General features: G+C 68.0%; 19 protein-coding genes and 1 tRNA gene. 13 read left to right on the forward strand and 7 right to left on the reverse strand.

What is annotated here, in order from left to right; translation table 11 throughout:
- Window positions 1-29: 29 nt before the first annotated feature.
- Both JHD82_RS08965 and JHD82_RS08970 read right to left on the reverse strand, forming a co-directional pair.
- A complete protein-coding gene (locus JHD82_RS08965; protein ID WP_199136074.1) occupies window positions 30-1,010 on the reverse strand; it encodes a tripartite tricarboxylate transporter substrate binding protein in 981 nt (326 codons plus the stop codon).
- Window positions 1,011-1,062: 52 nt separating this feature from the next.
- The gene (locus JHD82_RS08970) at window positions 1,063-2,169 is read right to left on the reverse strand and encodes a tartrate dehydrogenase (RefSeq protein WP_199136076.1); all 1,107 of its coding nucleotides are present in this window, start codon (window positions 2,167-2,169) and stop codon (window positions 1,063-1,065) included.
- Window positions 2,170-2,293: 124 nt separating this feature from the next.
- Here JHD82_RS08970 and JHD82_RS08975 point away from each other — a divergent pair, with 124 nt between their 5' ends.
- The 8 genes from JHD82_RS08975 (at window position 2,294) to JHD82_RS09010 (ending at window position 12,547) form a co-directional block, all read left to right on the forward strand.
- Window positions 2,294-3,217 carry a LysR family transcriptional regulator gene (locus JHD82_RS08975; RefSeq protein WP_199136078.1) on the forward strand — a complete coding sequence of 308 codons (924 nt, stop codon included), beginning with the start codon at window positions 2,294-2,296 and terminating at the stop codon, window positions 3,215-3,217.
- Window positions 3,218-3,303: 86 nt separating this feature from the next.
- Window positions 3,304-3,981 (forward strand): GntR family transcriptional regulator, encoded by a 678-nt coding sequence (locus tag JHD82_RS08980; protein WP_012204034.1) that lies wholly within the window; start codon window positions 3,304-3,306, stop codon window positions 3,979-3,981.
- Complete coding sequence (puuE, locus tag JHD82_RS08985; RefSeq protein ID WP_199136080.1) at window positions 3,978-4,934, forward strand: allantoinase PuuE; 957 nt, start codon at window positions 3,978-3,980, stop codon at window positions 4,932-4,934. Before JHD82_RS08980 ends, puuE begins: the two co-directional genes overlap by 4 nt.
- A gap of 6 nt (window positions 4,935-4,940) precedes the next feature.
- Window positions 4,941-6,716 (forward strand): 2-oxo-4-hydroxy-4-carboxy-5-ureidoimidazoline decarboxylase, encoded by a 1,776-nt coding sequence (uraD, locus tag JHD82_RS08990; RefSeq protein WP_199136082.1) that lies wholly within the window; start codon window positions 4,941-4,943, stop codon window positions 6,714-6,716.
- Entirely contained in the window at window positions 6,713-8,005 is a 1,293-nt protein-coding gene (locus tag JHD82_RS08995) for a M20/M25/M40 family metallo-hydrolase (RefSeq protein WP_012204031.1), read from the forward strand. Before uraD ends, JHD82_RS08995 begins: the two co-directional genes overlap by 4 nt.
- A 382-nt stretch (window positions 8,006-8,387) precedes the next feature.
- A complete protein-coding gene (locus tag JHD82_RS09000; RefSeq protein WP_012204030.1) occupies window positions 8,388-9,875 on the forward strand; it encodes a nucleobase:cation symporter-2 family protein in 1,488 nt (495 codons plus the stop codon).
- 185 nt (window positions 9,876-10,060) lie between these two features.
- Window positions 10,061-12,358: an NADP-dependent malic enzyme gene (locus tag JHD82_RS09005; RefSeq protein ID WP_012204029.1), complete on the forward strand. Its 2,298-nt coding sequence runs from the start codon at window positions 10,061-10,063 to the stop codon at window positions 12,356-12,358.
- A gap of 101 nt (window positions 12,359-12,459) precedes the next feature.
- Window positions 12,460-12,547 (forward strand) — tRNA-Ser (locus JHD82_RS09010).
- A gap of 107 nt (window positions 12,548-12,654) precedes the next feature.
- Here the strand turns inward: JHD82_RS09010 and JHD82_RS09015 are convergent.
- The 5 genes from JHD82_RS09015 to JHD82_RS09035 all read right to left on the reverse strand — a co-directional run bounded on the left by JHD82_RS09015 (window position 12,655) and on the right by JHD82_RS09035 (window position 18,539).
- A complete protein-coding gene (locus JHD82_RS09015) occupies window positions 12,655-13,632 on the reverse strand; it encodes a VOC family protein (protein ID WP_199136084.1) in 978 nt (325 codons plus the stop codon).
- A gap of 76 nt (window positions 13,633-13,708) precedes the next feature.
- Window positions 13,709-14,545: a fumarylacetoacetate hydrolase family protein gene (locus JHD82_RS09020; RefSeq protein WP_199136086.1), complete on the reverse strand. Its 837-nt coding sequence runs from the start codon at window positions 14,543-14,545 to the stop codon at window positions 13,709-13,711.
- 77 nt (window positions 14,546-14,622) lie between these two features.
- Window positions 14,623-15,738, reverse strand: a complete 1,116-nt coding sequence (locus JHD82_RS09025) for a porin (protein WP_199136088.1) — start codon at window positions 15,736-15,738, stop codon at window positions 14,623-14,625.
- 145 nt (window positions 15,739-15,883) lie between these two features.
- On the reverse strand, window positions 15,884-17,554 hold the full coding sequence (locus tag JHD82_RS09030; protein ID WP_199136090.1) for an FAD-dependent monooxygenase: 1,671 nt from the start codon (window positions 17,552-17,554) through the stop codon (window positions 15,884-15,886).
- A 16-nt stretch (window positions 17,555-17,570) separates the two neighbouring features.
- Window positions 17,571-18,539, reverse strand: a complete 969-nt coding sequence (locus JHD82_RS09035; RefSeq protein ID WP_199136092.1) for a tripartite tricarboxylate transporter substrate binding protein — start codon at window positions 18,537-18,539, stop codon at window positions 17,571-17,573.
- A gap of 227 nt (window positions 18,540-18,766) precedes the next feature.
- Here JHD82_RS09035 and JHD82_RS09040 point away from each other — a divergent pair, with 227 nt between their 5' ends.
- From JHD82_RS09040 to JHD82_RS09060, 5 genes are all read left to right on the forward strand, one after another.
- The gene (locus JHD82_RS09040; RefSeq protein ID WP_199136094.1) at window positions 18,767-19,684 is read left to right on the forward strand and encodes a LysR substrate-binding domain-containing protein; all 918 of its coding nucleotides are present in this window, start codon (window positions 18,767-18,769) and stop codon (window positions 19,682-19,684) included.
- A gap of 190 nt (window positions 19,685-19,874) precedes the next feature.
- Window positions 19,875-21,407, forward strand: a complete 1,533-nt coding sequence (locus tag JHD82_RS09045; RefSeq protein ID WP_374191640.1) for a glycosyltransferase family 39 protein — start codon at window positions 19,875-19,877, stop codon at window positions 21,405-21,407.
- A 76-nt stretch (window positions 21,408-21,483) separates the two neighbouring features.
- Window positions 21,484-22,032 carry a hypothetical protein gene (locus JHD82_RS09050; protein ID WP_199136096.1) on the forward strand — a complete coding sequence of 183 codons (549 nt, stop codon included), beginning with the start codon at window positions 21,484-21,486 and terminating at the stop codon, window positions 22,030-22,032.
- A 97-nt stretch (window positions 22,033-22,129) separates the two neighbouring features.
- Window positions 22,130-22,543 (forward strand): hypothetical protein, encoded by a 414-nt coding sequence (locus tag JHD82_RS09055; protein WP_233174675.1) that lies wholly within the window; start codon window positions 22,130-22,132, stop codon window positions 22,541-22,543.
- 128 nt (window positions 22,544-22,671) lie between these two features.
- A complete protein-coding gene (locus JHD82_RS09060; protein WP_012204008.1) occupies window positions 22,672-23,061 on the forward strand; it encodes a hypothetical protein in 390 nt (129 codons plus the stop codon).
- The last annotated feature ends 21 nt before the right edge of the window (window positions 23,062-23,082 follow it).

The following is a 23,082-nucleotide window of genomic DNA, read 5'->3' on the forward strand; positions in this document are numbered from 1 at the left end:
CCCGGCCTCGTTCCTCGTGCCAACTCAACTCAATCCAGAGCCACCTTGGCGTCCTTGACCAGCCTGGCGAAGCGGTCGGTGTCGTCGCGGATCTGGCGCGCCATCTGCTCGGGCGATCCGCCGACGGGCTCGGCGCCTATCTCTTCCATCTTCCTGCGGAACTGCGGGGACTCGATGATGCGGTTCATGTCCGCGCCCAGCCGCGCCAGTACCTCGCGGGGCGTGGCGGCCGGTGCCAGCACGCCGAACCAGGTGCCCATGTCGAAGCCCTTGAGCCCTGCCTCGTCCAGCGTGGGCACATCGGGCAGGGCCACCGAGCGCCGGGCCGTGGTCACGGCCAGCGCGCGCAGCTTGCCGGCCTTGATGTGGGGCAGCACGGGCGTGACGGTATCGAAGGACATGGCGATCTGCCCGCCCAGCAGATCGGTGGTCAGCGGCCCGCTGCCCTTGTAGGGCACGTGCAGCAGCTGCACGCCGCCCATGGACTCGAACTGCGCGCCGATCAGGTGCTGGCCCGTGCCCGCGCCATTGGAGCCATAGGCCAGCTTGCCGGGCTGGGCGCGGGCCTGGGCCAGCAGCTCCTGCACGGTTTTGGCGGGCACCTGCGGATTGACCACCAGCACATTGGGGACCACGGCCACCACGGTGATGGGCGCCAGGTCCTTCTGGAAGTCATAGCCCAGCCTGCGGTAGACGCTGGTGGCAATGGTGTGGTGCACGGCGCCCATGAGCAGGGTGTAGCCGTCAGGTTTCGCCTTGGCCACATGGTCGGCGCCCAGGGTGGCGCCCGCGCCGGGGCGGTTTTCCACGACCACGGGCTGGCCCAGACTCTTGGACAGCTCCTGGCCCAGCGCACGTGCCAGCACATCGGTGGTACCGCCTGCGGGAAACGGCACGATGAGGTTGACGGGGCGCGCCGGCCAGGCCTGGGCCCAGGCCGAAGACATGGCGGCTGCAATGGTGGCGGCGGCCAGCGCGCACGCTGCGGCAACCCTGGTGATGCGGTTCATGGCTTGTCTCCTGTCTGTTCTTTTGGGGGCTATCGGACCATGCAGCGCGCGCTCAGGCAGGCACGGGCTCGGCCTGGACCTCGGCGGTCTGCGCGCGCAGCCGTGCGCAGACCGCGTCGGTGACCTGGCGCGTGGTGGCCTTGCCGCCCAGGTCGCGCGTGTGCAGCGCGGCATCGGCCGTCACCTGCTCCACGGCCTGCATCAGCCGCTGCGCGGCGCGGTGCTCGCCCAGGTGCTCCAGCAGCATCACGCAGCTCCAGAAGGTGCCCACGGGGTTGGCCAGGCCCTGGCCCATGATGTCGAAGGCCGATCCGTGGATGGGCTCGAACATGCTGGGATAGCGGCGCTCCGGATCGATGTTGCCCGTGGGCGCAATGCCCAGGCTGCCGGCCAGCGCGGCCGCCAGGTCGCTGAGGATGTCGGCATGCAGGTTGGTGGCGACCAGGGTGTCCAGCGAGGCGGGGCGGTTGACCATGCGCGCCGTGGCCGCGTCCACCAGCTCCTTGTCCCAGCGCACGTCGGGGAACTCGGCGGCCACCTGCACCGCGATCTCGTCCCACATCACCATGGCGTGGCGCTGGGCGTTGGACTTGGTGATCACCGTCAGCAGCTTGCGCGGCCGCGACTGCGCCAGGCGGAAGGCAAAGCGCATGATGCGCTCCACGCCCGCACGGGTCATCATGCTCACGTCGGTGGCCACCTCGATGGGATGGCCCTGGTGGGCGCGGCCGCCCACGCCCGCGTATTCGCCTTCGGAGTTCTCGCGCACGATGACCCAGTCCAGGTCCGCGGCTGCGCAGCGCTTGAGCGGCGCATCGATGCCGGGCAGGATGCGCGTGGGCCGCACATTGGCGTACTGATCGAACCCCTGGCAGATCTTCAGGCGCAGGCCCCACAGCGTGACATGGTCGGGAATGTGCGGGTCGCCGGCCGAGCCGAACAGGATGGCATCCTGGCCGCGCAGCGCGTCCAGCCCGTCGGCCGGCATCATCTCGCCGTGCGTGCGGTACCAGTCGCCGCCCCAGCCGAAACTGGTGAAGGCAAAGCCCAGGCCGGGCTGGGTTTCGGCCAGCGCCTGCAGCACCTCCTGCCCTGCGGGCACCACTTCCTTGCCGATGCCATCGCCGGGAATGCAGGCGATGCGGTATGTCTTTGTCATGAGGACTCCTTGGATTGCGGTGGATGAAGCGCCATGCGGTTCCATGGCCTTGTCCGTGAATCTATCGATGGAACAACACCGCGCGCGCCTCTAGAGTGATGGCATCGTTCACTTTGATTCAACAATGAGCACACCCGTCTCAGCGCCATCGGAGATGGCCTTCTTCTGCCTGCTGGCCCGCAGCGCCAGCCTGTCAGCCACGGCCCGCGAGCTGGGCATCACCACGCCGGCGGCCAGCAAGCGCCTGTCCCAGATGGAGGCGCGGCTGGGCGTGCAACTGGTCAGCCGCACGACGCGGCGCCTGGGCCTGACCGATGAGGGCCAGACCTACCTGGCCCATGCGCGGCGCATCCTGGAAGACATTGCCGCCATGGAGCAGGCCGTGGCCGGCATGCCCGGGCAGCCGCAGGGCCTGCTGCGCATCAATGCCACGCTGGGATTCGGGCGCAGCCATATCGCGCCGCTGATCGCCAGCTTCGTGCGCAGGCACCCGCAGATCCAGGTGCAGCTGCAGCTGTCGGCCTCGCCGCCGCCCCTGGTCGATGACAGCTTCGACCTGTGCATACGTTTTGGCGAGCCGCCGGACGCGCGCATCATCGCGCGGCGCCTGGCGCCCAACCGGCGGCTGCTGTGCGCGTCTGCCGTCTACCTGGCACGGCGCGGCACGCCGGCCACCCCGCGCGAGCTGATGCAGCACGACTGCATCGACATCCGCCAGGGCGACGACACCCACGGCGTCTGGCGCTTCACCCACAACGGCCCCGGCCGCAAGACCGAGGCCATCCGCCTGCGCGACAGCCTGAGCACCAACGATGGCGAGATCGCCGTGGGCTGGGCCCTGGCCGGCCTGGGCATCGTCATGCGCGCCGAATGGGATGTCGCCCGCTACCTGCGCAGCGGCCGCCTGGTGCAGGTGCTGGCCGACCATGCCACGGCGCCGGCCGACATCCATGTGGTCTATCCGCAGCGGCATGCGGCAACCCAGCGCGTGCAGCGCTTTGTCGAGCACCTGGCACGGCACTTCGATACGGCAGCGCCCGGTTTCTGAAAAGGGATGCCGTATGCGGGGAAACGCCAATAAGCAGTAGACAGAAACTGTATACAACTCTTGTGACCAGCCGCTATGATGGCTGAATGGAGACTTCCACCACCAGTTTCATTGTCGAGAGCCTGACCCGGGCCATCGTCGAACACCGTCTTCTGCCCGGCACCAAGCTGGCCGAGCAGAAATTGGCAGACCATTTCGGCGTCTCGCGCACCCTGGTGCGCCAGGCGCTGTTCCAGCTGTCGCAAAACCGCCTGATCCGGCTCGAACCCGCGCGCGGGGCCTTCGTGGCCACGCCCTCGGTGGACGAGGCGCGCCAGGTCTTCGCCGTGCGCCGCATGCTCGAAGCCGAGATGGTGCGCGCCTTCATCGCCCAGAGCACGCCGGCCAAGATCCGCGCGCTGCGGCAGCACGTGGCGGCCGAGAAAAAGGCCATGGACGGCAACGATGTCGGCCAGCGTACCGAGCTGCTGGGCGACTTCCACGTGCGCATGGCCGAGCTCATGGGCAACGAGGTGCTGGCCCAGCTGCTGGGCGAGCTGATCTCGCGCTGCGCGCTGATCACGCTGATGTACCAGTCCAGCACGGCCGCCGAGCATTCCCATGACGAGCATGCCGAAATCGTCACGGCCCTGGCCGGCGGCGACGCCGACCACGCCGTGCAGCTCATGCAGCAGCACCTGGACCACGTGGAAGCCGGCCTGACCTTCGACCGCGACATGCCGACCAGCGATCTTTCGATGGCCCTTTCCTCCGTATCCGCATGACCTACGACGCCACTGCCCCCTATCCCCGCGACCTGATCGGCTACGGTCGCACGCCCCCGCACGCCCGCTGGCCAGGCCAGGCCCGCGTGGCCGTGCAGTTCGTCCTCAACTATGAAGAGGGCGGCGAGAACTGCGTGCTGCACGGCGACGCCGCCAGCGAGCAGTTCCTGTCCGAAATGTTCAACCCGGCCGCCTACCCCGAGCGCCACATGAGCATGGAAGGCATCTATGAATACGGCTCGCGCGCAGGCGTCTGGCGCATCCTGCGCGAGTTCGAGAAGCGCGGCCTGCCGCTGACCGTGTTCGGCGTGGCCACGGCCCTGCAAAAGCACCGCGAGCTGGCCCAGGCCTTCGACGAGCTGGGCCATGAAGTGGCCTGCCACGGCCTCAAGTGGATCCACTACCAGAACATTCCCGCCGAGATCGAGCGCGAGCACATGCGCCAGTGCATGGAGATCTTCGGCGAGCTGTACGGCCACGATGGCGACCACGGCCTGGGCTGGTACACGGGCCGCGACAGCCCCAACACCCACCGCCTGGTGGCCGACGACGGCCGCTTCGCCTACGACAGCGACTACTACGGCGACGACCTGCCCTTCTGGATGAAGGTCGGCAAGAGCGACGGCAGCACCCGCAGCCAGCTCATCGTGCCCTACACGCTGGACTGCAACGACATGCGCTTCGCCCTGCCCCAGGGCTACTCGCACGCCGACCCGTTCTTCCAATACCTGAAGGACACGTTCGACGCCCTCTACGCTGAGGGCGATCCGGCCGGCGACGACTCCCCCAAGATGATGAGCATTGGCATGCACTGCCGCCTGCTGGGCCGCCCCGGCCGCATCACGGCACTGCAGCGCTTTCTGGACCACATCCAGCGGCACGACAAGGTCTGGGTCTGCCGCCGCATCGACCTCGCGCGCCACTGGGCGCACCACCATCCCGACAAGGAATAACGCAGCATGGCTCTGACGCTGGAACAACTCAACGCCGCCGACCTGGCCACCGCCGCCAGTCTGCTGGACGGCCTCTACGAACACTCGCCCTGGATTGCCGAGGCCGCGCTGGCCCAGCGCCCCTTCCGCTCGCTGGCACAGATCAAGTACGCCATGGCCCAGGTGCTGGACAAGGCGCCGGTGCAGGCCAAGCTCGACCTGATCCGCGCCCACCCGGAGCTGGCCGGCAAGGCCATGGAGACCAACACGCTCACGGCCGAATCCACCAACGAGCAGAACAAGGCCGGCCTGACGCGCTGCACGCCCGAGGAGCTGGAGCACATCCGCAAGCTCAACGCCGAATACGGCAAGCGCTTCGGCTTTCCCTTCATCCTGGCCGTGCGCGGTCCGCGCGGCGCGGGCCTGGCCAAGGCCGAGATCATCGAGACCTTCGAGCGCCGCCTGCACAACCACCCCGACTTCGAGCTGGGCGAGGCGCTGCGCAACATCCACCGCATTGCCGAGATCCGCCTGAACGACAAGTTCGGCTACACGCCCGAGCTGGGCAACGATGTCTGGGACTGGCAGGAAAAGCTGGCCCAGCACAGCGACCCGGGATATGCCGAAAAGGGCCAGCTCACCGTCACCTACCTGACCGATGCCCACCGCGCCTGCGCCCAGCGCATCAGCCACTGGATGCGCGACTGCGGCTTCGACGAGGTCGAGATCGACGCCGTGGGCAACGTCGTGGGCCGCTACAAGGCGGCCACCGAGGACGCCAAGACCCTGCTGACCGGCAGCCACTACGACACCGTGCGCAACGGCGGCAAGTACGACGGCCGCCTGGGCATCTTCGTGCCCATGGCCTGCGTGCGCGAGCTGCACCGCCAGGGCAAGCGCCTGCCGTTTCATATCGAGGTCGTGGGTTTTGCGGAAGAAGAAGGCCAGCGCTACAAGGCCACCTTCCTGGGCTCGGGCGCACTGATCGGCGACTTCAGGCAGGAATGGCTGGAGCAAAAGGATGCCGACGGCATCACCCTGCGCGAGGCCATGCAGCACGCCGGCCTGTGCATTGACGACATTCCGAAGCTGCAGCGCGATCCGGCCCGCTACCTGGGCTTCATCGAAGTGCACATCGAACAGGGCCCGGTGCTCAACGAACTGGACATCCCGCTGGGCATCGTCACCTCCATCAATGGCAGCGCGCGCTACATCTGCGAGATGATCGGCATGGCCAGCCACGCCGGCACCACGCCCATGGACCGCCGCCGCGATGCCGCATGCGGCGTGGCCGAGCTGGCGCTGTACATCGAAAAGCGCGCCGCGCGCGACGGCACCTCGGTGGCCACCATGGGCCAGCTCAATGTGCCCAGCGGCTCGGTCAACGTGGTTCCCGGCCGCTGCCAGTTCAGCCTGGACCTGCGCGCGCCCACCAACGAGCAGCGCGACGCCATGGTGGCCGACATCCTGGCCGAGATCGAGGCCATCGCCCAGCGCCGTGGCCTGCGCTACAGCACCGAGCTGGCCATGAAGGCCGCCGCCGCCCCCAGCGCCCCCGAATGGCAGCAGCGCTGGGAAGCCGCCGTGGACGCCCTGGGCGTGCCCCTGTACCGCATGCCCAGCGGCGCCGGCCACGACGCCATGAAGCTGCACGAAATCATGCCCCAGGCCATGCTGTTCGTGCGCGGCCTGAACGCCGGCATCAGCCACAACCCGCTGGAAAGCTCCACCGCCGACGACATGCAACTGTCCGTCGATGCCTTCTCCCACGTACTGAACCAGCTGGCCCAAGAGCAGCAATGACCGACATGAACCAAGACAAGCAAGCCACCTACGCCGCCCTGGACGCCTGGATCGACCAGCATTTCGATGAAGAGGTGCAATTCCTGCAGGCCCTGGTCCAGGTTCCGACCGACACCCCGCCCGGCAACAACGCACCCCATGCCGAGCGCACGGCCGAGCTGCTCAAGACCCTGGGCTACGAGGCCGAGAAGCACACCGTGCCCGAGGCTGACGTCAAGGCCTACGGCATGGAGTCCATCACCAACCTGATCGTGCGCCGCCCCTACGGCAGCGCAGGTGACGCCGGCGGCGGCCTGACCATCGCGCTGAACGCCCACGGCGACGTGGTGCCGCCCGGTGAAGGCTGGACCCAGGACCCCTATGGCGCCGCCATCGAGGACGGCAAGCTCTACGGCCGCGCCGCCGCCGTGAGCAAGAGCGACTTCGCCACCTTCACCTACGCCGTGCGTGCGCTCGAAGCCGTGGCCCGGCCCTCCAAGGGCGCGGTGGAACTGCACTTCACCTATGACGAGGAATTCGGCGGCATCCTGGGCCCCGGCTGGCTGCTGGCCAACAACCTCACCCAACCCGACCTGATGGTCGCCGCTGGCTTCAGCTACGAAGTCGTCACCGCCCACAACGGCTGCCTGCAGATGGAAGTGACCGTGCAGGGCAAGATGGCCCATGCCGCCGTGCCCCACACGGGCGTGGACGCGCTGCAGGCCGCCGTGGTGCTGATGAACGCGCTGTACGCCGAGAACACCAAGTACCAGCAGGTGACCTCCAAGGTGCCGGGCATCAAGCACCCCTACCTGAACATCGGCCGCATCGAAGGCGGCACCAACACCAACGTGGTGCCCGGCAAGGTCGTGCTCAAGATCGACCGCCGCATGATCCCCGAGGAAAACCCGGCCGAGGTCGAGGCCAGCATCCGCGCCGTCATCGCCCAGGCCATTGCCGACTTCAACGCCAAGGGCGGCTACACGGGCGAGGATGCCGTGCGCGTGGACATCAAGCGCCTGCTGCTGGCCAATGCCATGACGCCGCTGGCGGGCAACAAGCCGCTGGTGGACGCCATCCAGGCCCATGGCGAGGCCGTCTTCGGCGAAAAGCCCCCGGCCGTGGGCACGCCGCTGTACACCGACGTGCGCCTGTACGTGGAGCGCGGCATTCCCGGCGTGATCTACGGCGCCGGCCCGCGCACCGTGCTGGAATCCCACGCCAAGCGCGCCGACGAGCGCCTGGTGCTGGAGGACCTGCGCCGCGCTACCAAGGTCATCGCGCGCATGCTGTGCGACCTCACGGCCTGACCATCTGACGGCCCGCATCAAGGCCTGACACCCAAGCCCGGCGCCGCCGGGCTTTTTTGCGCCTGGGCACCGCATCGGGGCGCATGCACTACCGCAGCCCATACCGTGCGCCAGAGCCGCGCCCAAGCCGCGCCACAGCGGCCGCCAGGCACCAGCACGGTGCCTGGTGCCTGCCAGGCGGCTGGCATCCATCTTGCAATGCACCATGGCACTCCCGCCCTGGCAGGCGATGCGCACCAAAACGGGTTGGCGCGACTGCCGCAACAGGGTTTACCGGGAGCAGAAATTTCCCATGATCTGTATACACTTTTTGTATGGATGTTGGCGCCAAAACCTGCCACGCCGGCGTCCGTTCCCATAAATCCCGAGGAGACAAATCCCCATGCAATCTTCCGTTCATCCCGTCGATGAGATGCTGCCCGCAGGCAAGCTCACGGCGCTGGGCCTGCAGCACGTTCTCGTGATGTATGCGGGCGCCGTGGCCGTGCCCCTGATCGTCGGCCGCGCACTCAACCTGCCGCCCGAGCAGGTGGCCCACCTGATCTCGGCCGACCTGTTTTGCTGCGGCCTGATCACGCTGATCCAGGCCATGGGCGCGACCCAGTGGTTCGGCATCAAGCTGCCCGTGATGATGGGCGTGACCTTCGCCAGCGTGGCGCCCATGGTGTCCATGGCGCAGAGCACGGGCGGCTCGGCGGGGGCGGGGCTGATCTTCGGCTCGGTGATCGGGGCGGGGATCGTGTCCATCCTCATCGCCCCGCTGATCAGCCGCATGCTGCGCTTTTTCCCGCCCGTGGTGACCGGCACCATCATTGCCGTCATCGGCATCAGCCTGATGCGCGTGGGCGTGAACTGGATCTTCGGCAACCCCGTCGGCCCCACCGCGCCCAGCGTGCCCAACCCCGAGCACCTGAAATGGCTGGCCGACGCCCAGGCCACGGCCGGCGCGCCGGGCTCCTCGCTGCCGCCCGTGCCCAAGGGTTTCGCGGTCGTGCCCACCATTCCCAACCCCAAGTACGGCGACCTGACCGGCGTGGGCATCTCGGCCATCGTGCTGCTGTCCATCCTGCTGATCGCGCGCTTTGCCAAGGGCTTCCTGGCCAACGTCTCGGTGCTCATGGGCATCCTGATCGGCGGCGTGCTGTCCGTGGCCATGGGCCTGATGGACTTCAGCAAGGTCGCCAAGGCCGAATGGTTCACGATGGTGCTGCCCTTCGAGATCGCCACGCCGGTGTTCGACCCCATCCTCATCCTCACCATGAGTCTGGTGATGGTGGTGGTGATGATCGAGTCCACCGGCATGTTCCTGGCCCTGGGCGACATGACCGATCGCAAGATCAGCCAGGACGAGCTGACGCGCGGCCTGCGCACCGACGGCCTGGGCACGCTGATCGGCGGCATCTTCAACACCTTCCCCTACACCAGCTTCTCGCAGAACGTGGGCCTGGTCGCCGTCACCGGCGTCAAGAGCCGCTGGGTCTGCGTGGCCGGCGGCGTGATCCTGATCGTGCTGGGCGTGCTGCCCAAGATGGGCGCCCTGGTCGAGTCCCTGCCCACCGTGGTGCTGGGCGGCGCGGGCCTGGTGATGTTCGGCATGGTGGCCTCCACCGGCATCCGCATCCTGAGCAACGTGGATTTCCAGACCAACCGCAACAACGCCATGATCGTTGCCGTGTCCATCGGCGTGGGCATGATTCCGCTGGTGGCGCCGAATTTCCGCCAATGGATGCCCCACGCCATTCATCCGTTGATCGAATCCGGTATCCTGCTGGCCTCGATTACCGCGGTGGCATTGAACATTTTCTTCAACGGAGCCAGCAGCGATACCTCTGCTGCCGTCCAGGCCGCACGCCAGGCAGACGCCCACTGATGAAACAGTGCCCGCCCTGGCGGGCACGCCCAACAATCGCCCGGCCTACCCGCCGGGCTGTGCGCCCCCTGCCGTCCATAGGCGCCAGGGGGCTTGTTGTCGAAATCCCTGAGGCAAAACTGTCCTGACCCTCATAGGCTGTAGCTATCCGGTAAGCTCCGAGAGCATTTGCAGAGAATTCCTGTATGACCCAAAACCTGTCCAACGCCGAACAAGCCCTGCGCGACGCAGCCCGCGAATACCATCGCAGCCCCAACAAGGGCAAGATCTCCGTCACGCCCACCAAGCCCTTGTCCAACCAGCGCGACCTGTCGCTGGCCTATTCGCCCGGCGTGGCCTACCCCTGCCTGGACATCCAGGCCGACCCCTCGCTGGCCGCCGAATACACGGCGCGCGGCAACCTGGTCGGCGTCATCACCAACGGCACGGCCGTGCTGGGCCTGGGTGACATCGGCCCGCTGGCCGGCAAGCCGGTGATGGAAGGCAAGGGCTGCCTGTTCAAGAAGTTCGCCGGCGTCGACGTGTTCGACATCGAACTGGCCGAGCGCGATCCGGACAAGCTGATCGAGATCATCGCCTCGCTCGAACCCACGCTGGGCGGCATCAACCTCGAGGACATCAAGGCGCCTGAGTGCTTCTACATCGAGCAGGAGCTGTCCAAGCGCATGAACATCCCCGTGTTCCATGACGACCAGCACGGCACGGCCATCATCTCCAGCGCCGCCCTGCTCAACGGGCTGGAGCTGGTGGACAAGCAGATCGGCAACGTCAAGATCGCCGTCTCCGGCGCCGGCGCTGCTGCCATCGCCTGCGTGAACGTGATGGTGGGCCTGGGCGTCAAGCGCGAAAACGTCTTCATGTGCGACTCCAAGGGCGTGATCTACGAAGGCCGCCCCGGTGGTCTGGACGCCTCCAAGGCCCAGTACGCGCAAAAGACGGACGCCCGCACCCTGGCCGACGCCGTCAAGGACGCCGACGTCTTCCTGGGCTGCTCGGCTCCCGGCGTGCTCACTGCCGACATGGTCAAGACCATGGCCGACAAGCCCATCATCCTGGCCCTGGCCAACCCCGAACCCGAGATCCGCCCCGAGCTGGCCAAGGCCGTGCGCCCGGACTGCATCATGGCCACGGGCCGTTCGGACTACCCCAACCAGGTCAACAACGTCCTGTGCTTCCCCTACATCTTCCGTGGCGCGCTGGACTGCGGCGCCACCAAGATCACCGAAGCCATGAAGCTGGCCTGCGTGCGCGAAATCGCCGCACTGGCCAAGCAGGACGTCAGCGATGAGGTCGCCGCCGCCTACCAGGGCAAGGAGCTGAAGTTCGGCCCCGACTACCTGATCCCCACGCCCTTCGACACCCGCCTGATCCTGCGCATCGCGCCGGCCGTGGCCAAGGCTGCCGAAGAGTCCGGCGTCGCCACCCGCCCCATCGCCGACTACGACGCCTACCGCGAGAGCCTGACCCGCTTCGTCTACCAGACCAGCATGTTCATGCGTCCGGTGTTCGCCGCTGCCAAGGCCAACCAGCAGCGCGTGGCCTATGCCGAAGGCGAGGACGAGCGCGTGCTGCGCGCCGCCCAGGTCGCTGTCGATGACGGCCTGGCCAAGCCCATCCTGATCGGCCGCCCCGCCGTGATCGAGGCCCGCATCGCCAAGGCCGGCCTGCGCCTGGTGCTGGGCAAGGACGTGGAGATCTGCAACCCCGAGGACGATCCGCGCTTCCGCCAGTACTGGGAAACCTACCACCGCCTGATGGGCCGCAACGGCGTCACGCCCGAGACCGCCAAGGCCGCCGTGCGCCGCTCCAACACGCTGATCGCCGCGCTCATGGTCCACCTGGGCGATGCCGACGCCATGCTCTGCGGCCTGGTCGGCAAGTTCGACAGCCACCTGGCCCATGTGCGCGACGTGCTCGGCCTCAAGCAAGGCGCTGGCGAGTTCGCCACCGTCAACGCCGTGATGCTGGACAGCGGCACGCTGTTCATCGCCGACACCTACATCAACGAGGCGCCCAACGCCACCGAGCTGGCCGACATCGCCCGCCTGGCGGCCGAGGAAGTGGCCCGCTTCGGCCTGCCGCCCAAGGTGGCCTTCCTGTCGCACAGCAACTACGGCTCGTCCAGCCGCCCCTCGGCGCTGAAGATGCGCGCCGCGCGCGACCTGTTCGCCGCCGCCAACCCCGACGTGGAATGCGACGGCGAAATGCACGGCGACTCCGCCCTGTCCGAAGCCATCCGCGACCGCGCCCTGCTCGAGTCCTCGCTGCACGGCGAGGCCAACGTGCTGATCTGCCCCAACCTCGACGCCGCGAACATCCTGTTCAACGTGCTCAAGACCACGGGCGGCCACGGCACGACCATCGGCCCCATCCTGCTGGGCGGCGCCGCGGCAGCCCACGTGCTGACCCCCTCCGCCACCGTGCGCCGCGTGGTCAACATGACGGCCCTGGCCGCAGCCCAGGCCATCGCTGCCCGCGGCTGATCCGCGCCGCACCCAAAAAAGGCGCCCCTTCACAGGGGCGCCTTTTTTACGCCCTTTGCCCCGGCAGGAGCGGCATAAGCCCGGCTAGAATACGCAGCTTCGGAGGTTTGGGTGAGTGGTTTAAACCAGCAGTCTTGAAAACTGCCGACGGGCAACCGTCCGTGAGTTCGAATCTCACAGCCTCCGCCAGATCCTTGTATCAACCGACAGGCGGCCAAAGAGCCGGCCATGTTGCACAGCGCCCCGATGCCGCAAGGCAGCGGGGCGTTCCTGCGTCTGGGGCATTGGCTGGCGCCTCAGCGTGGCGGCTCGTGGTTGGTGACGAAGTCGGCGGGCACGTCCGGCCCCCAGACGTAGAGCGAATCCTCGGGAGGATGGTCGGCCGCAGGCCACACCGCGCCCGCCTCGACAAAGTCGATGTCGCAGGAGTACTCGGCGAAGCTGCCCCAGGGATCGCGCACATAGCGAAAGAAGTTGGAGCCCAGCACATGCCTGCCCACGCCCCAGCCCTGCGCATAGCCCGCCTCAGCCATCTGCCGGGCGCCGCTGCCCACGGCGTCGACAGAAGGCACGCACCAGCTGCTGTGGTGCAGGCCGGGTCCATGCGATGCGGCCAGTGCCAGCAGGTGGTGGTCGCTGCCGTGCGGGCTGTGCAGGAAGGCGATGACCGAGCCCGAGCGGTCCGAGAGCCTGAGTCCCAGCACTTCGGTGTAGAACGCCAGCGCGGCATCCACGTCGGCGCAGAACAAAAGCACATGCGACAGGTGCAGCGGCCGGATCTGCGGCATGAGGCTGCGACCCGGCGCGCGGCCGGCATTGCGGCAGGCCGGCGGCAGCTCGTGCGGTGCGGGCGCCGACGGAGAGCTCTTGGGGGCTGCGCGCAGCTGGATGGGCACCCCGTCGGGGCTGGCGATCCAGATACCGTCGGCCTGCGCACCGGCCGGCGCAGGAATGCGTGCGATCCCCGCGCCGTCGATCCGGCGCGAGAAGGCATCGAGATCGGCCGCATGGATGCCCAGGCTCAGCCACTGCAGCCGCTTGTGCGTTGCGGCCTCCAGCACCCGCGCCCAGCGATGGGGGTGCCCGTAGGTGTGCAGCGCCAGCGCGCCGTCGATGTCGCGCACCACGAGCCCGAAACTGGCGTAGAAATGCCGCGCCGCTTCGAGATCGGGCACGCTGAAGACGAACTCATCGATCGAATGCACGGCCGGCTGCCCGGCCGCGCCGGACGGCGTTCCAGGTGTCGTTCCAGATGGCGTGGGAAGGCCGCTCATGGTGTCCCCTCCTTTGCATGTTCACTGTGCGAAGACCGGCGAGCAGCGCCACGCGGCCGGTGGGCGGGCGAGGCCATCACCGCACCCGCTGGAGCTGCCGCCCAAGAACCCCGCCGTCCAGCGACATGACATCGCCGGACTTCAGGAAGCGGGGCGGCTTCATGCCCAGGCCGACACCTGCCGGCGTGCCGGTGATGACAAGGTCGCCGGGCAGCAGCGTCATGAACTGGCTCAGATAGGACACGAGACAGGCCACCGGAAAAATCATGTCTGCCGTGCTGCTGCGCTGCATGACCTCGCCATTGACGGACAGCGTCAGTTCGATGGCCTGGGGGTCGGGCAGCTCGTCGGCCGTGACCAGCCACGGCCCGACCGGGCCGAAGCCATCGAAGCTCTTGCCCTTGCCCCACTGGCCGTTGCGCTTGATCTGCCAGTCACGCTCGGAAATGTCGTTGGCCAGCAGGTAGCCGGCCACATGCGCGAGCGCACCTTCCACGGGGATGCAGCTTGCGCGCGTGCCGATCACAAAGCCCAGTTCGATCTCCCAGTCGGTGGCAACCGACGCTTCGGGCAGGCGCACCTCGTCGTCCGGCCCGGCCAGCGATGAAAGCGCCTTGTGAAAGACCACGGGCTCCTTCGGAATGTCGAGACCCGACTCCTCGGCATGCCGCCGGTAGTTGAGCCCGATGGCAACGAACTGGCGTGTGCCGGCGACAGGGGCGCCCAGGCGGCTGCCTTGCGCCACCAGTGGCAACCGCTGCAGATCGACGGCGGCCAGCGCGGCCAGCCTGCCGGGCGCCATCCACTCGGGCGTGAAATCGGGCACCAGGTCCGACAGGTCGCGCGCCTGGCCTTGGGAATCGATGGCGCCGGGCTTCTCGCAGCCGCTGGCGCCGTGGCGTATCAGTTTCATGGTCTGTCTCCTGGAACGGGAAGTGGAAAGTGGGAAGGAAATGGATCGGGACGCGGACCCCGCATGCGGGTTGAGCCTCAGAAGCTATGCCGCACGCCGGCAGCGAAGCCGTTCTGCGAACGCCCGGGGGCGGGCGCGGCGCCTGGCGCCGCATTGCTGACCGACAGCGCAAGTGCTCCCTCGTTGGACAGATACCCTGCGGTCGCATACAGCGTGGTGCGCTTGGACAGCGAATACCGGGCCCGCAGGGCAAAGAGCCGGGCCCCGTCGTCGCTTCGCCTGAAACGCAGATCCAAGACCTGCGCGTCGAGGGTCAGGGCCGGTGTGGCGGCGAAACTGGCGCCCAGATACCAGAGATCGCTGCGTGGCGCGTCGGGACGGCCGTCGTTGTGGCGGGCAATGACCCCGGTGCCGAGCTTCCATGCCCCCCAGCGCACCCATCCCGCGGCGGTGGAGCGACGGTCCTTGCGCGCGCTGCTGGTCAGGCCTGCGAAGGCGCCGGGGCCTCCACGGATTTCATCGACGGCCAGCGCGATGCCCCAGGCCCTGGCCTCGTACTTGAGCATTGCCGACCATTGCCGACAGGCGCTGGAGTCGCCCGGCTGCTCGCCGGGGCAGTTGGTTCCCGCGGGACCGGGGCCCGCATTGACGGCATCACGCCCCAGGCTATAGGTCGCGCCGACGGTGAAGCCGCCAAGGCCGGCGCGCCACGCAAGCGCGTTGTCCGCGCGCGCATTGGGCAGGTAGCTGTCCAGCGATGCCGCACCGTAGGCATTCGGGCCGAGGATGTCCGCATCGAGCTGGGACCAGTACAGCATGGTGTACTGGCGCCCCAGTGTGAGGCTGCCCCAGTCGCCGGACAGGCCGACGAAGGCCTGGCGCCCCCAGGCGCGCCCGCCCTGGTTCAGCACGCCCGCGTCGAGCGCCAGGCCCTGCTCCATCGTGAACAGGGCACGCAGGCCGCCGCCCAGGTCCTCCGAGCCGCGCAGGCCGATGCGCGACGGCACGCTGCCGGTGAGGCCCGGCATGCGGTTCAGCGAAGCGCCTCCCTGGCCCACATCGGTCAGGTGCTCGACGGATGCATCGAGCAGGCCATAGAGCGTGACGGCCTGGGCCAGGGCGGGTGCCGAGGGCACGGCAACAGCACCGGCCAGGCATAGCGCGGCGCGAACAGGAAAGGAGGGGTATGGCATGTTGTCTCCTGAAAGTGATGGATGTCGGCAAGGACGGCGAAAGCGCAGACTCAGGCGCAGGCCGGCGTCCCCCGGCCGGACTGGCCAGGGTCACGAAAGCGCAAGGCCGGACGGCCCGGGGAGCAGGCGGCCGGATGGGCCGGGGCTAGCCGAGCCCCACCGGCGGGGTGCGATGGCCCAGCGCCAGCGCAATGACCTCGGTCGGCTGCGCCGCACCGTCGCCGCGCCAGGCGATGTGGTGGTCCGGGCGGATCAGGACGCGGTCGGCGCCATACAGCGCACGCGTCTGCCCGTCTTCGCTCATCACCACATCCAGCCGGATGCCGTATTGCGCAGCAGCCTGCCTCCAGCGTTCCAGCCCGTCCGGGCCGTCCGGGCCGAATGCGAGCAGTGTGAAATCGCGTCCGAAGTCATCGAGCAGGGACCGGTCCGGCCCCGTTGCCACATGCGGAGCGCGCGTGCCGGGATAGCCGCCAGGCAGGTAGCGGTTGGGCTCGTCCGGCGGGGGCTCGGCCAACTCCCGGGCGACGACGGGGCTGTCGGCATAGCGCAGGCCCAGTTGCAGCCCCGGGATGTTGAACTCGCGTGCCACATGCTCCGAAAGTGCCTGCCCGAGCGCATGGCGGGCGCCGTCGCCCGCAGGCCCCTCCTGCTCCACTGCGGCCGTGACCGGCAGGCATCCGATGCTGTCGGCCATGCTGCGTGCAAAACTGGTGTTGCGCTGGGCGATTGGCCGCCGCTCGGCCTCATAGCTGTCCAGCAGCGCCGGGCCGGCCGCCCCCTGGATGGCCGCCGCCAGCTTCCAGCCCAGGTTCACGACGTCGTCCACGCTGGTGTTGTAGCCCATGCCGCCCGTGGGCGTGAACAGGTGCGCCGCATCGCCGGCGATGAACATCCTGCCGTGCCGCAAGCGCTCGGCCACCAGGGCATAGCCCGCGTTCCAGGGGGTCAGCGCGATCAGCTCGTGCGCAAAAGGCCGGCCGACGACGGCCTGCAGCGCCTGCTGCGGATGGAAATCGGCAGGCTGGGTGCCTTGGGGCAGCTGCACGATCAGCACGAACCGGTCCACGCCGTCGATGGCGCACAGCAGGCCGCGCTGCCCGGGACCGACGGCCCAGTACTGCCAGGCCCTGGGCTTGCCGATCAGCCCGTACAGACCGGGCGCCCGGAAGTAGATGGACATCATCTGGCCGCCCAGGAAATCGCGCCGCTCGCGGCCATGGCCTGCGTAGACGACGCCCATGGCCTGGCGGACCAGGCTGCGCGGCCCGTCGCAGCCGACCACATAGGCGGCCTGCAGCAACTCGGTACGGCCCGTGTCCGGCTCGCGGCATTCGATCTGCACTGCGCAACCGGTGTCCTGCACCGCCTCGGCCCTCAGGCCAAAACGCAGCACGGCGCTGGCATGGCGTTCGGCCTGCGCCCTGAGCACGGGCTCGATGAACATCTGCTGCGCCCGATGCGGCAGCTCGGGCGTCGGCCAGGCCTGTTCCCCGTAGTCGCCATAGGCCGTGCCCGAGGCGGCCTCCTCGGCCGAGGGAATGCGAAAGCGCGCCAGCTCGGGCCCCGTGAGCCGCGTGCAATAGACGACGTCCTGGGGGTGAGAGGGCGGCAGCCCCAGCCTGCGCACCTGGTCGGCAAAGCCCCGGCGGCGGTAATGCTCCATGGTCCGGGACGAGGTGGCATTGGCCTTGGGCAGCGTCGGTGGCCCGCTGCGCTCCTCGATCAGCACGCACGGTATGTCCCTGCAGCCCAGCTCGATGGCCAGCATCAGACCCGCGGGCCCTCCTCCGATGATCGCAACTTCGGTCTTCATGGCGTCTCCCCGGGGCTCAATCGACGGTCACCTTGACGCGGCGCAGCACTTCGGCATAGCGCTCGCGGTCGGCCTGCATGAGGTCGGCGACCTGCCTTGCGGGGCCGATGCTGGTGAAGAAGCCGAAACCGGCCAGGCGATCCCTGACGTCAGGCGCGGACAGGGCCCGGTTCACCGCCTCGTTGATGCGCTCGGCGACGGCCGGCGGCGTGCCCTTGGGCGCCATGAGCGCAACCCAGGTCAGCGCATCGATGCCGGCCGGGCCACCGGCCTCTTGCACGGTCGGCACATCGGGCAGCGCCGGGGAACGCTGGCTGTCCGCCACGGCAAGAAAGCGCAGCTTGCCAGCCTGCTGCAGGGGGCCGGACGTCGCAATGCTGCCGTAAGCCCAGTCCACCTCGCCCGTCGACACGGAGGCGTACAACTGCGAAGTCTCCTTGTAAGGGACATGCATCATTTCGACACCCATGGCGGTCGCGGCCCGGGCCGCGCCCAGATGCAGCGGCCCGCCCACCGCATTGGAGCCATAGGTCATGCCGGGCTTGCGCCGCGCCGCCGCCATCAGTTCGGCCAGGCTGTGGAAGGGGCTTTGCGCGCCGACCACCACGAAGAAGGCGGTCTTGTAGAGCAGCGCCACCGGCGTCAGCTCGCTTTGCGGGTCATAGGCCAGCTTGCGCAAGACCAGCGGATTGATGGACAAGTGGCCTACGTCCACCACCACCAGGTCGTTGCCCGTGGGCGGCGCGTTCTTCATCGCATTGATGGCCACCACGCCGGCCCCACCCGGCCGGGGGTCGACGACGACCGGCTGCCTCCATTGCGCCGAGAGCTTGTCGGCGACCAGCCGGGCCACCACGTCAGGGCCGCTGCCCGCGGGAAAGGCGCTGGTGATGCGCACCGTGCCGCCGGCGGCCGTCTGCGCGGCGACGGAGCCCGCCGCCAGGGTTGCCAGCGCACAGGCGCCGGCCCATTTCCTCATGCTCATGCTGCTTGTCTCCTATGGGGTCGCCGGGCTGTGCCGACGTTATGGAGGGCATGCTAGGTCTGGCAGGCCGGCTGCGGCAGAGGGCAGAAACGCCTCAGCGATGCATGGCTGTTATCACTGGAGCGTTCCGCGGCGGCTCAGGCGCGGCGGAGCCCGCGTGCACGGCCTCTGCGGGAAATCCCCTGGCCTTGGCGTGCTCGGAAACGGGCATAAACACGCTCCGACCGATGCCCAAACTTCATCACCTTCGCAATTTCGTCGCCGTTGCCCGGGCACGCAGCCTGCGCAGCGCCGCCCGCAGCCTGGGCCTGACCCAGCCGGCACTGACGCGCAGCGTGCGCGAGCTGGAAGCCGAGCTCGGCGTGGCGCTGTTCCAGCGCCATGCGCGCGGGGTATCGCTGACCGTGGCGGGCGAGCGATTCCTGCTGCGCGCGCAGGCCGCGCTCGAGGAGCTGCGTCGCGGCAGCGAGGAGGCCGCCCAGGCGCGCGGCGAAATGCAGGGCCATGTCGCCGTCGCTCTGTCCAGCGCCCCCGTGCTGTCGCTGCTGGCCCGCGCCTATGCCCAGTTCCGGCGCGACTGGCCGGATGTGCACCTGCGTTTCGTCGAAGGCCTGTTTCCGGCCGTCGAGCCGGCGCTGCGCGACGGCCGGCTGGACTTCTATCTGGGCCCCCGGCCCGAGAGACAATTGAGCGCCAGCTACCAGGTGGCCCTGGTTCACCGCAACGAGCGTGTCGTGCTGGCCCGCCGCGGCCATCCGCTGCGCAGCGCCGGCAGCCTGCAGGCGCTGCTGGAGGCGGACTGGATCGTCACCGGCCTGCGCGAGCGCCGTGAGGAAGAGTTCGAGGAGCAGTTCTCCGCGCTCGGCCTGCGCAGCCCGCGCGTGGTGACGGTCGCCGAATCGTTGATGGCCCTGCTGGCGCTGCTGGCCAGCAGCGACGCCCTCGCCTTCTTGCCGCGCCAGTGGGCCGATACGCCCCTCTTCAACGGTGTACTGGAGCCCATTGCCGTGCGCGAGAGCCTGATGGCGCCCGACATCGTGCAGGTCACGCGTGCTGCGCTGCCTCTGACGCCCGCCGCGGAACGCCTGTCGATGCTGCTGCTGCGCGCGGCAGTCCACGACTTCGGCGAGCCGGCCGGCGCCTGAGCCGTGGCCGCCATCTCCACAGTATCTTCATACAATCTTTACATTGAATTAACCAGCTAGACATAAGCTGCCGGGCTTCTAGCGCCCGCGTAAGCCAAGAGTCCGTAGCCAACGCTGAAGCTCCCGTTCGACCGTCTCCCTGGGAATTTCCCTTGTGCCAGCGCACTTCTCTCCGCTGCCGGCCTCTGTCATGACTTCTCCTGTTTCCTCTCAAGCAGCGAGCGCGATCACGCGAAGCGCTCCGCTGGCCCTGGCCGCTCCGTCGCTTTCACTCGCACTCAAGATCGCCATCGGCCTGCTGGTCTTTGCCGTGGCCTGGCTGCTGCAGATCGACAGCTCCAGCCTCACGGCACCCAAGGACAATCTCGAACAGCTGACCTGGGTGCACAGCCTGGAATGGGGCTACTACAAGCACCCGCCCCTGCCGACCTGGCTGCTTTCGGTGCCGGTCCATCTGTTCGGGCTGTCTGCGCGCACGAGCTACGCCACCGGCGCGCTTTTCACGCTGGCGGGCCTGTTCCTTTTCTGGAAGCTGCTGAATGACTTGCGCGGCAGCCGCTACGCCACGCTGGCCCTGTTGGCAGCCATGTGCATCACCTACTACAACGAGCGGATGCACTTCTTCAACCATGAAGTCGTGCTGATGCCCTTCTTCGCGGCCAGCGCCCTGCTGGTGTGGCGTGCGGTGGGCGGCAGGCAGCTGCGCTGGTGGGCCGCTCTGGGCTGCTGCCTGGGGCTGGGCGCACTGGCCAAGTACCAGATGATCCTGGCCGCCGTGGCGGTATTCCTGTTCTGGCTGGCGTCAGGCGCCTGGCGCGAGCGGGTCCACATGATCGGCCTGGTGCTGGCGGCGGCCATCTCGCTGGCCATCATCTCGCCGCACCTGTACTGGCTTTTCCTGAACGACTTCGGCCCCATCCGCTATGCCACCGAATCCTCGCTGGGCGCCAGCCTGGGCGGTGGTGCAAGACTGCTCAATACGCTGCACTGGCTGGCCGACCAGCTGCTCAACCGTGCATTGCTCGCCTGGGTGCTGCTGGGACTGGTGATAGCCCTGCACCGCCGCAGCCGCCTTGCGCCGCAGGACACACCGCAGCGTCCCGGGACAGCCGATGCATCGCGCGCGCTGATCCTGTGCTTTGGCCTCACGCCCATCGTGCTGACCTGTGCCATAGGCATATTTGCGGGCTCGTCGCTGCAGCTGCACTGGGGCACGCCCTTTCTGCTGCTGGCCGTTCCCGTCGCCATGGAGCTGGCCGGTGCCAGGCTGCAGCCGTCGCGCATATCGATCACCACCGCCATCAAATGCTTCGTGGCGCTTCAACTGGCCTTGCTGCTCGTGGCCCAGATGACCTCGGCGCGCAGTGAACTGCGGCTTAACAGCCGGCACTGGAGAAACTTCGATTCAAAGGCCTTGAGCCATGCGCTTGCCGAACCCGCGCGCGAGGCGCTGGGCGGCGATATCCGCGTGATCGCAGGCCCCACGGCCGAGGCCAAGGCCCTGGCCCTGAAGCTGCGCGAAAAGCCCCTGGTGCTGATCGATGGTCGCATGGACATCAGCCCCTGGATTTCCCAGCACATGGTGGATGCCTGCGGCGTGCTGCACCTGCAGCTGGCCGCGTCGCAGCCGCCCGGCCACCAGCCGGTGGGCGAAGGCTTTCCATCCCTCTTCTGGCGTGTCACCCTGCCGGAGGAAGATGCGGGCAGCTGCGTCGAAAGCTGAACGAATACCCTCCTTGCGGGCCGCACCTGTCAGCATTGCGTGATTGCACCCATTGTTGAGAACCACCGCCGTGCCCATGAAATCCCCCTGCGAAGAACTCATCGACATGCTGGGCCAGCCCTATGACGCCGGCAAAGTGGCCCGACTGCTTGGCCCATTGGGTGTCAAGCGAATGCCCAGGCCGTCGAGCCATTTTGATGACGACATCATCTGGTCTGCCAGATCCTCGCTGCGCATCGATGTCTATCGACCCCGGGCACTTTCCAGGCGGACGGGGAGAGACTGGGAGGATGGCGATGTCTGGCTCATTGGCTCCGTGCATTTTCTTGCACCGGGGGCAGACAGCAGAATCCGGGCCGTATTTGCGGGCAGCCTGCCTTCGGGGCTGAGCATGCGATCCGCGCCTGAAGCGCTGGTGGCGGTTTTTGGGCCGCCGCAAATGGATGATGGGATCGAGCGACCGGGACATGGCGGCCGTCTGCTGGCCTGGCGCAAGCCGCAGGTCAACATCGTGGCCGAGTATGAGGACGCGGGCGAAGCTGGCTCCATCACCAGCTTTGTGGTGTGCCTCATCGGCTGCATAGGCGCCTGGCGCAACGACGACCCAGAGGTTTTTGCACCCTGAGGATCTGGCGGCCAAATCGCATCCTGCATCCTGCATCCCCGCCCCGGGGCAGGCGCCCGCAGCGCTGCGCGAAAGCGGGCCGCGCCTGGACAGGGACATGCTCGCCAGCCTGCGCCACGGCCTGCAAGGCGCGACGGCACCAGCTGTTCCGGACACGCAGGAACCATTGCGCCTGGAACAGCGCCTGGAACAACGAGTCGAGCAGCACCTGCATGGCGACTTCCTGGCCCGGCACCCCAACGACAAGCTGGTGGGCATGCTGCAGCAGTGCCAGATGCCCTGGCTGATCCACAGCACCTTCTGCCGCATGTTTCCGCAATCGCCCAACCCGCCGCTGACGGAGAACTGCCGGCAGATCGTCGATGCCTTGTGGGAGGGGGAGTACGAGCGGGCCGCACAGGCGCTGCAGGACTATCTGGCCCAGGCGCGCAAGCGCGCCCAGCTGCAGCTCAAGGTGCTGGCCGTGCTGCCTGAGACGCAGCTGCCCGCCTACCTGGTGCGGCAGACCTGATCTTGTGATTGCTGCAGTCGGCTGCCGCTGGCCGGCGCGGCTGGTTGCATGTGGAACCGCTGGTTTGCCTGCCGTTCACCGGGCGTTTACGCAAGCCCGGCATATTGGGCGCCCAAAGGACCGCACCGATGAACGCCTTGCGCATCAGCACCACCGTCTTCACCGAAGCCAGATTCTGGAGCCTGGTGGTTTTCTCGGTCGTTCTTCCCTGCGCCATCTACGCGGCCCTGCTGGCCAAGCGCAGCATCTCGCGCACCACGGTGCTGCTGTTCGGGCTGGCCCTGGTGGCCATGGCGGGGGTGGATGTCTACCTGCTGCAGAGCCTGGCATCGGCGGCCCGGCAGACGCCGTCGCTGTCGGACAACGCCATCTTCGTCTCGGAGCTGTCCACGGCGCTGTACCTGCTGCCGGCCATGATTGGCGGGATCGGCGTGAACATGACCTCGCATGTGCTGATACAGCATCTGTTCGATGCGGAGCGGCGGTTCGACAGCAACCGCAAGAACGAGACCATCTGAGCCGGGCCCCGCCTGGCGCTA

Origin of the sequence: Delftia sp. ASV31 (assembly GCF_016428765.1) — a bacterium.
Taxonomy (GTDB): domain Bacteria; phylum Pseudomonadota; class Gammaproteobacteria; order Burkholderiales; family Burkholderiaceae_C; genus Comamonas; species Comamonas acidovorans.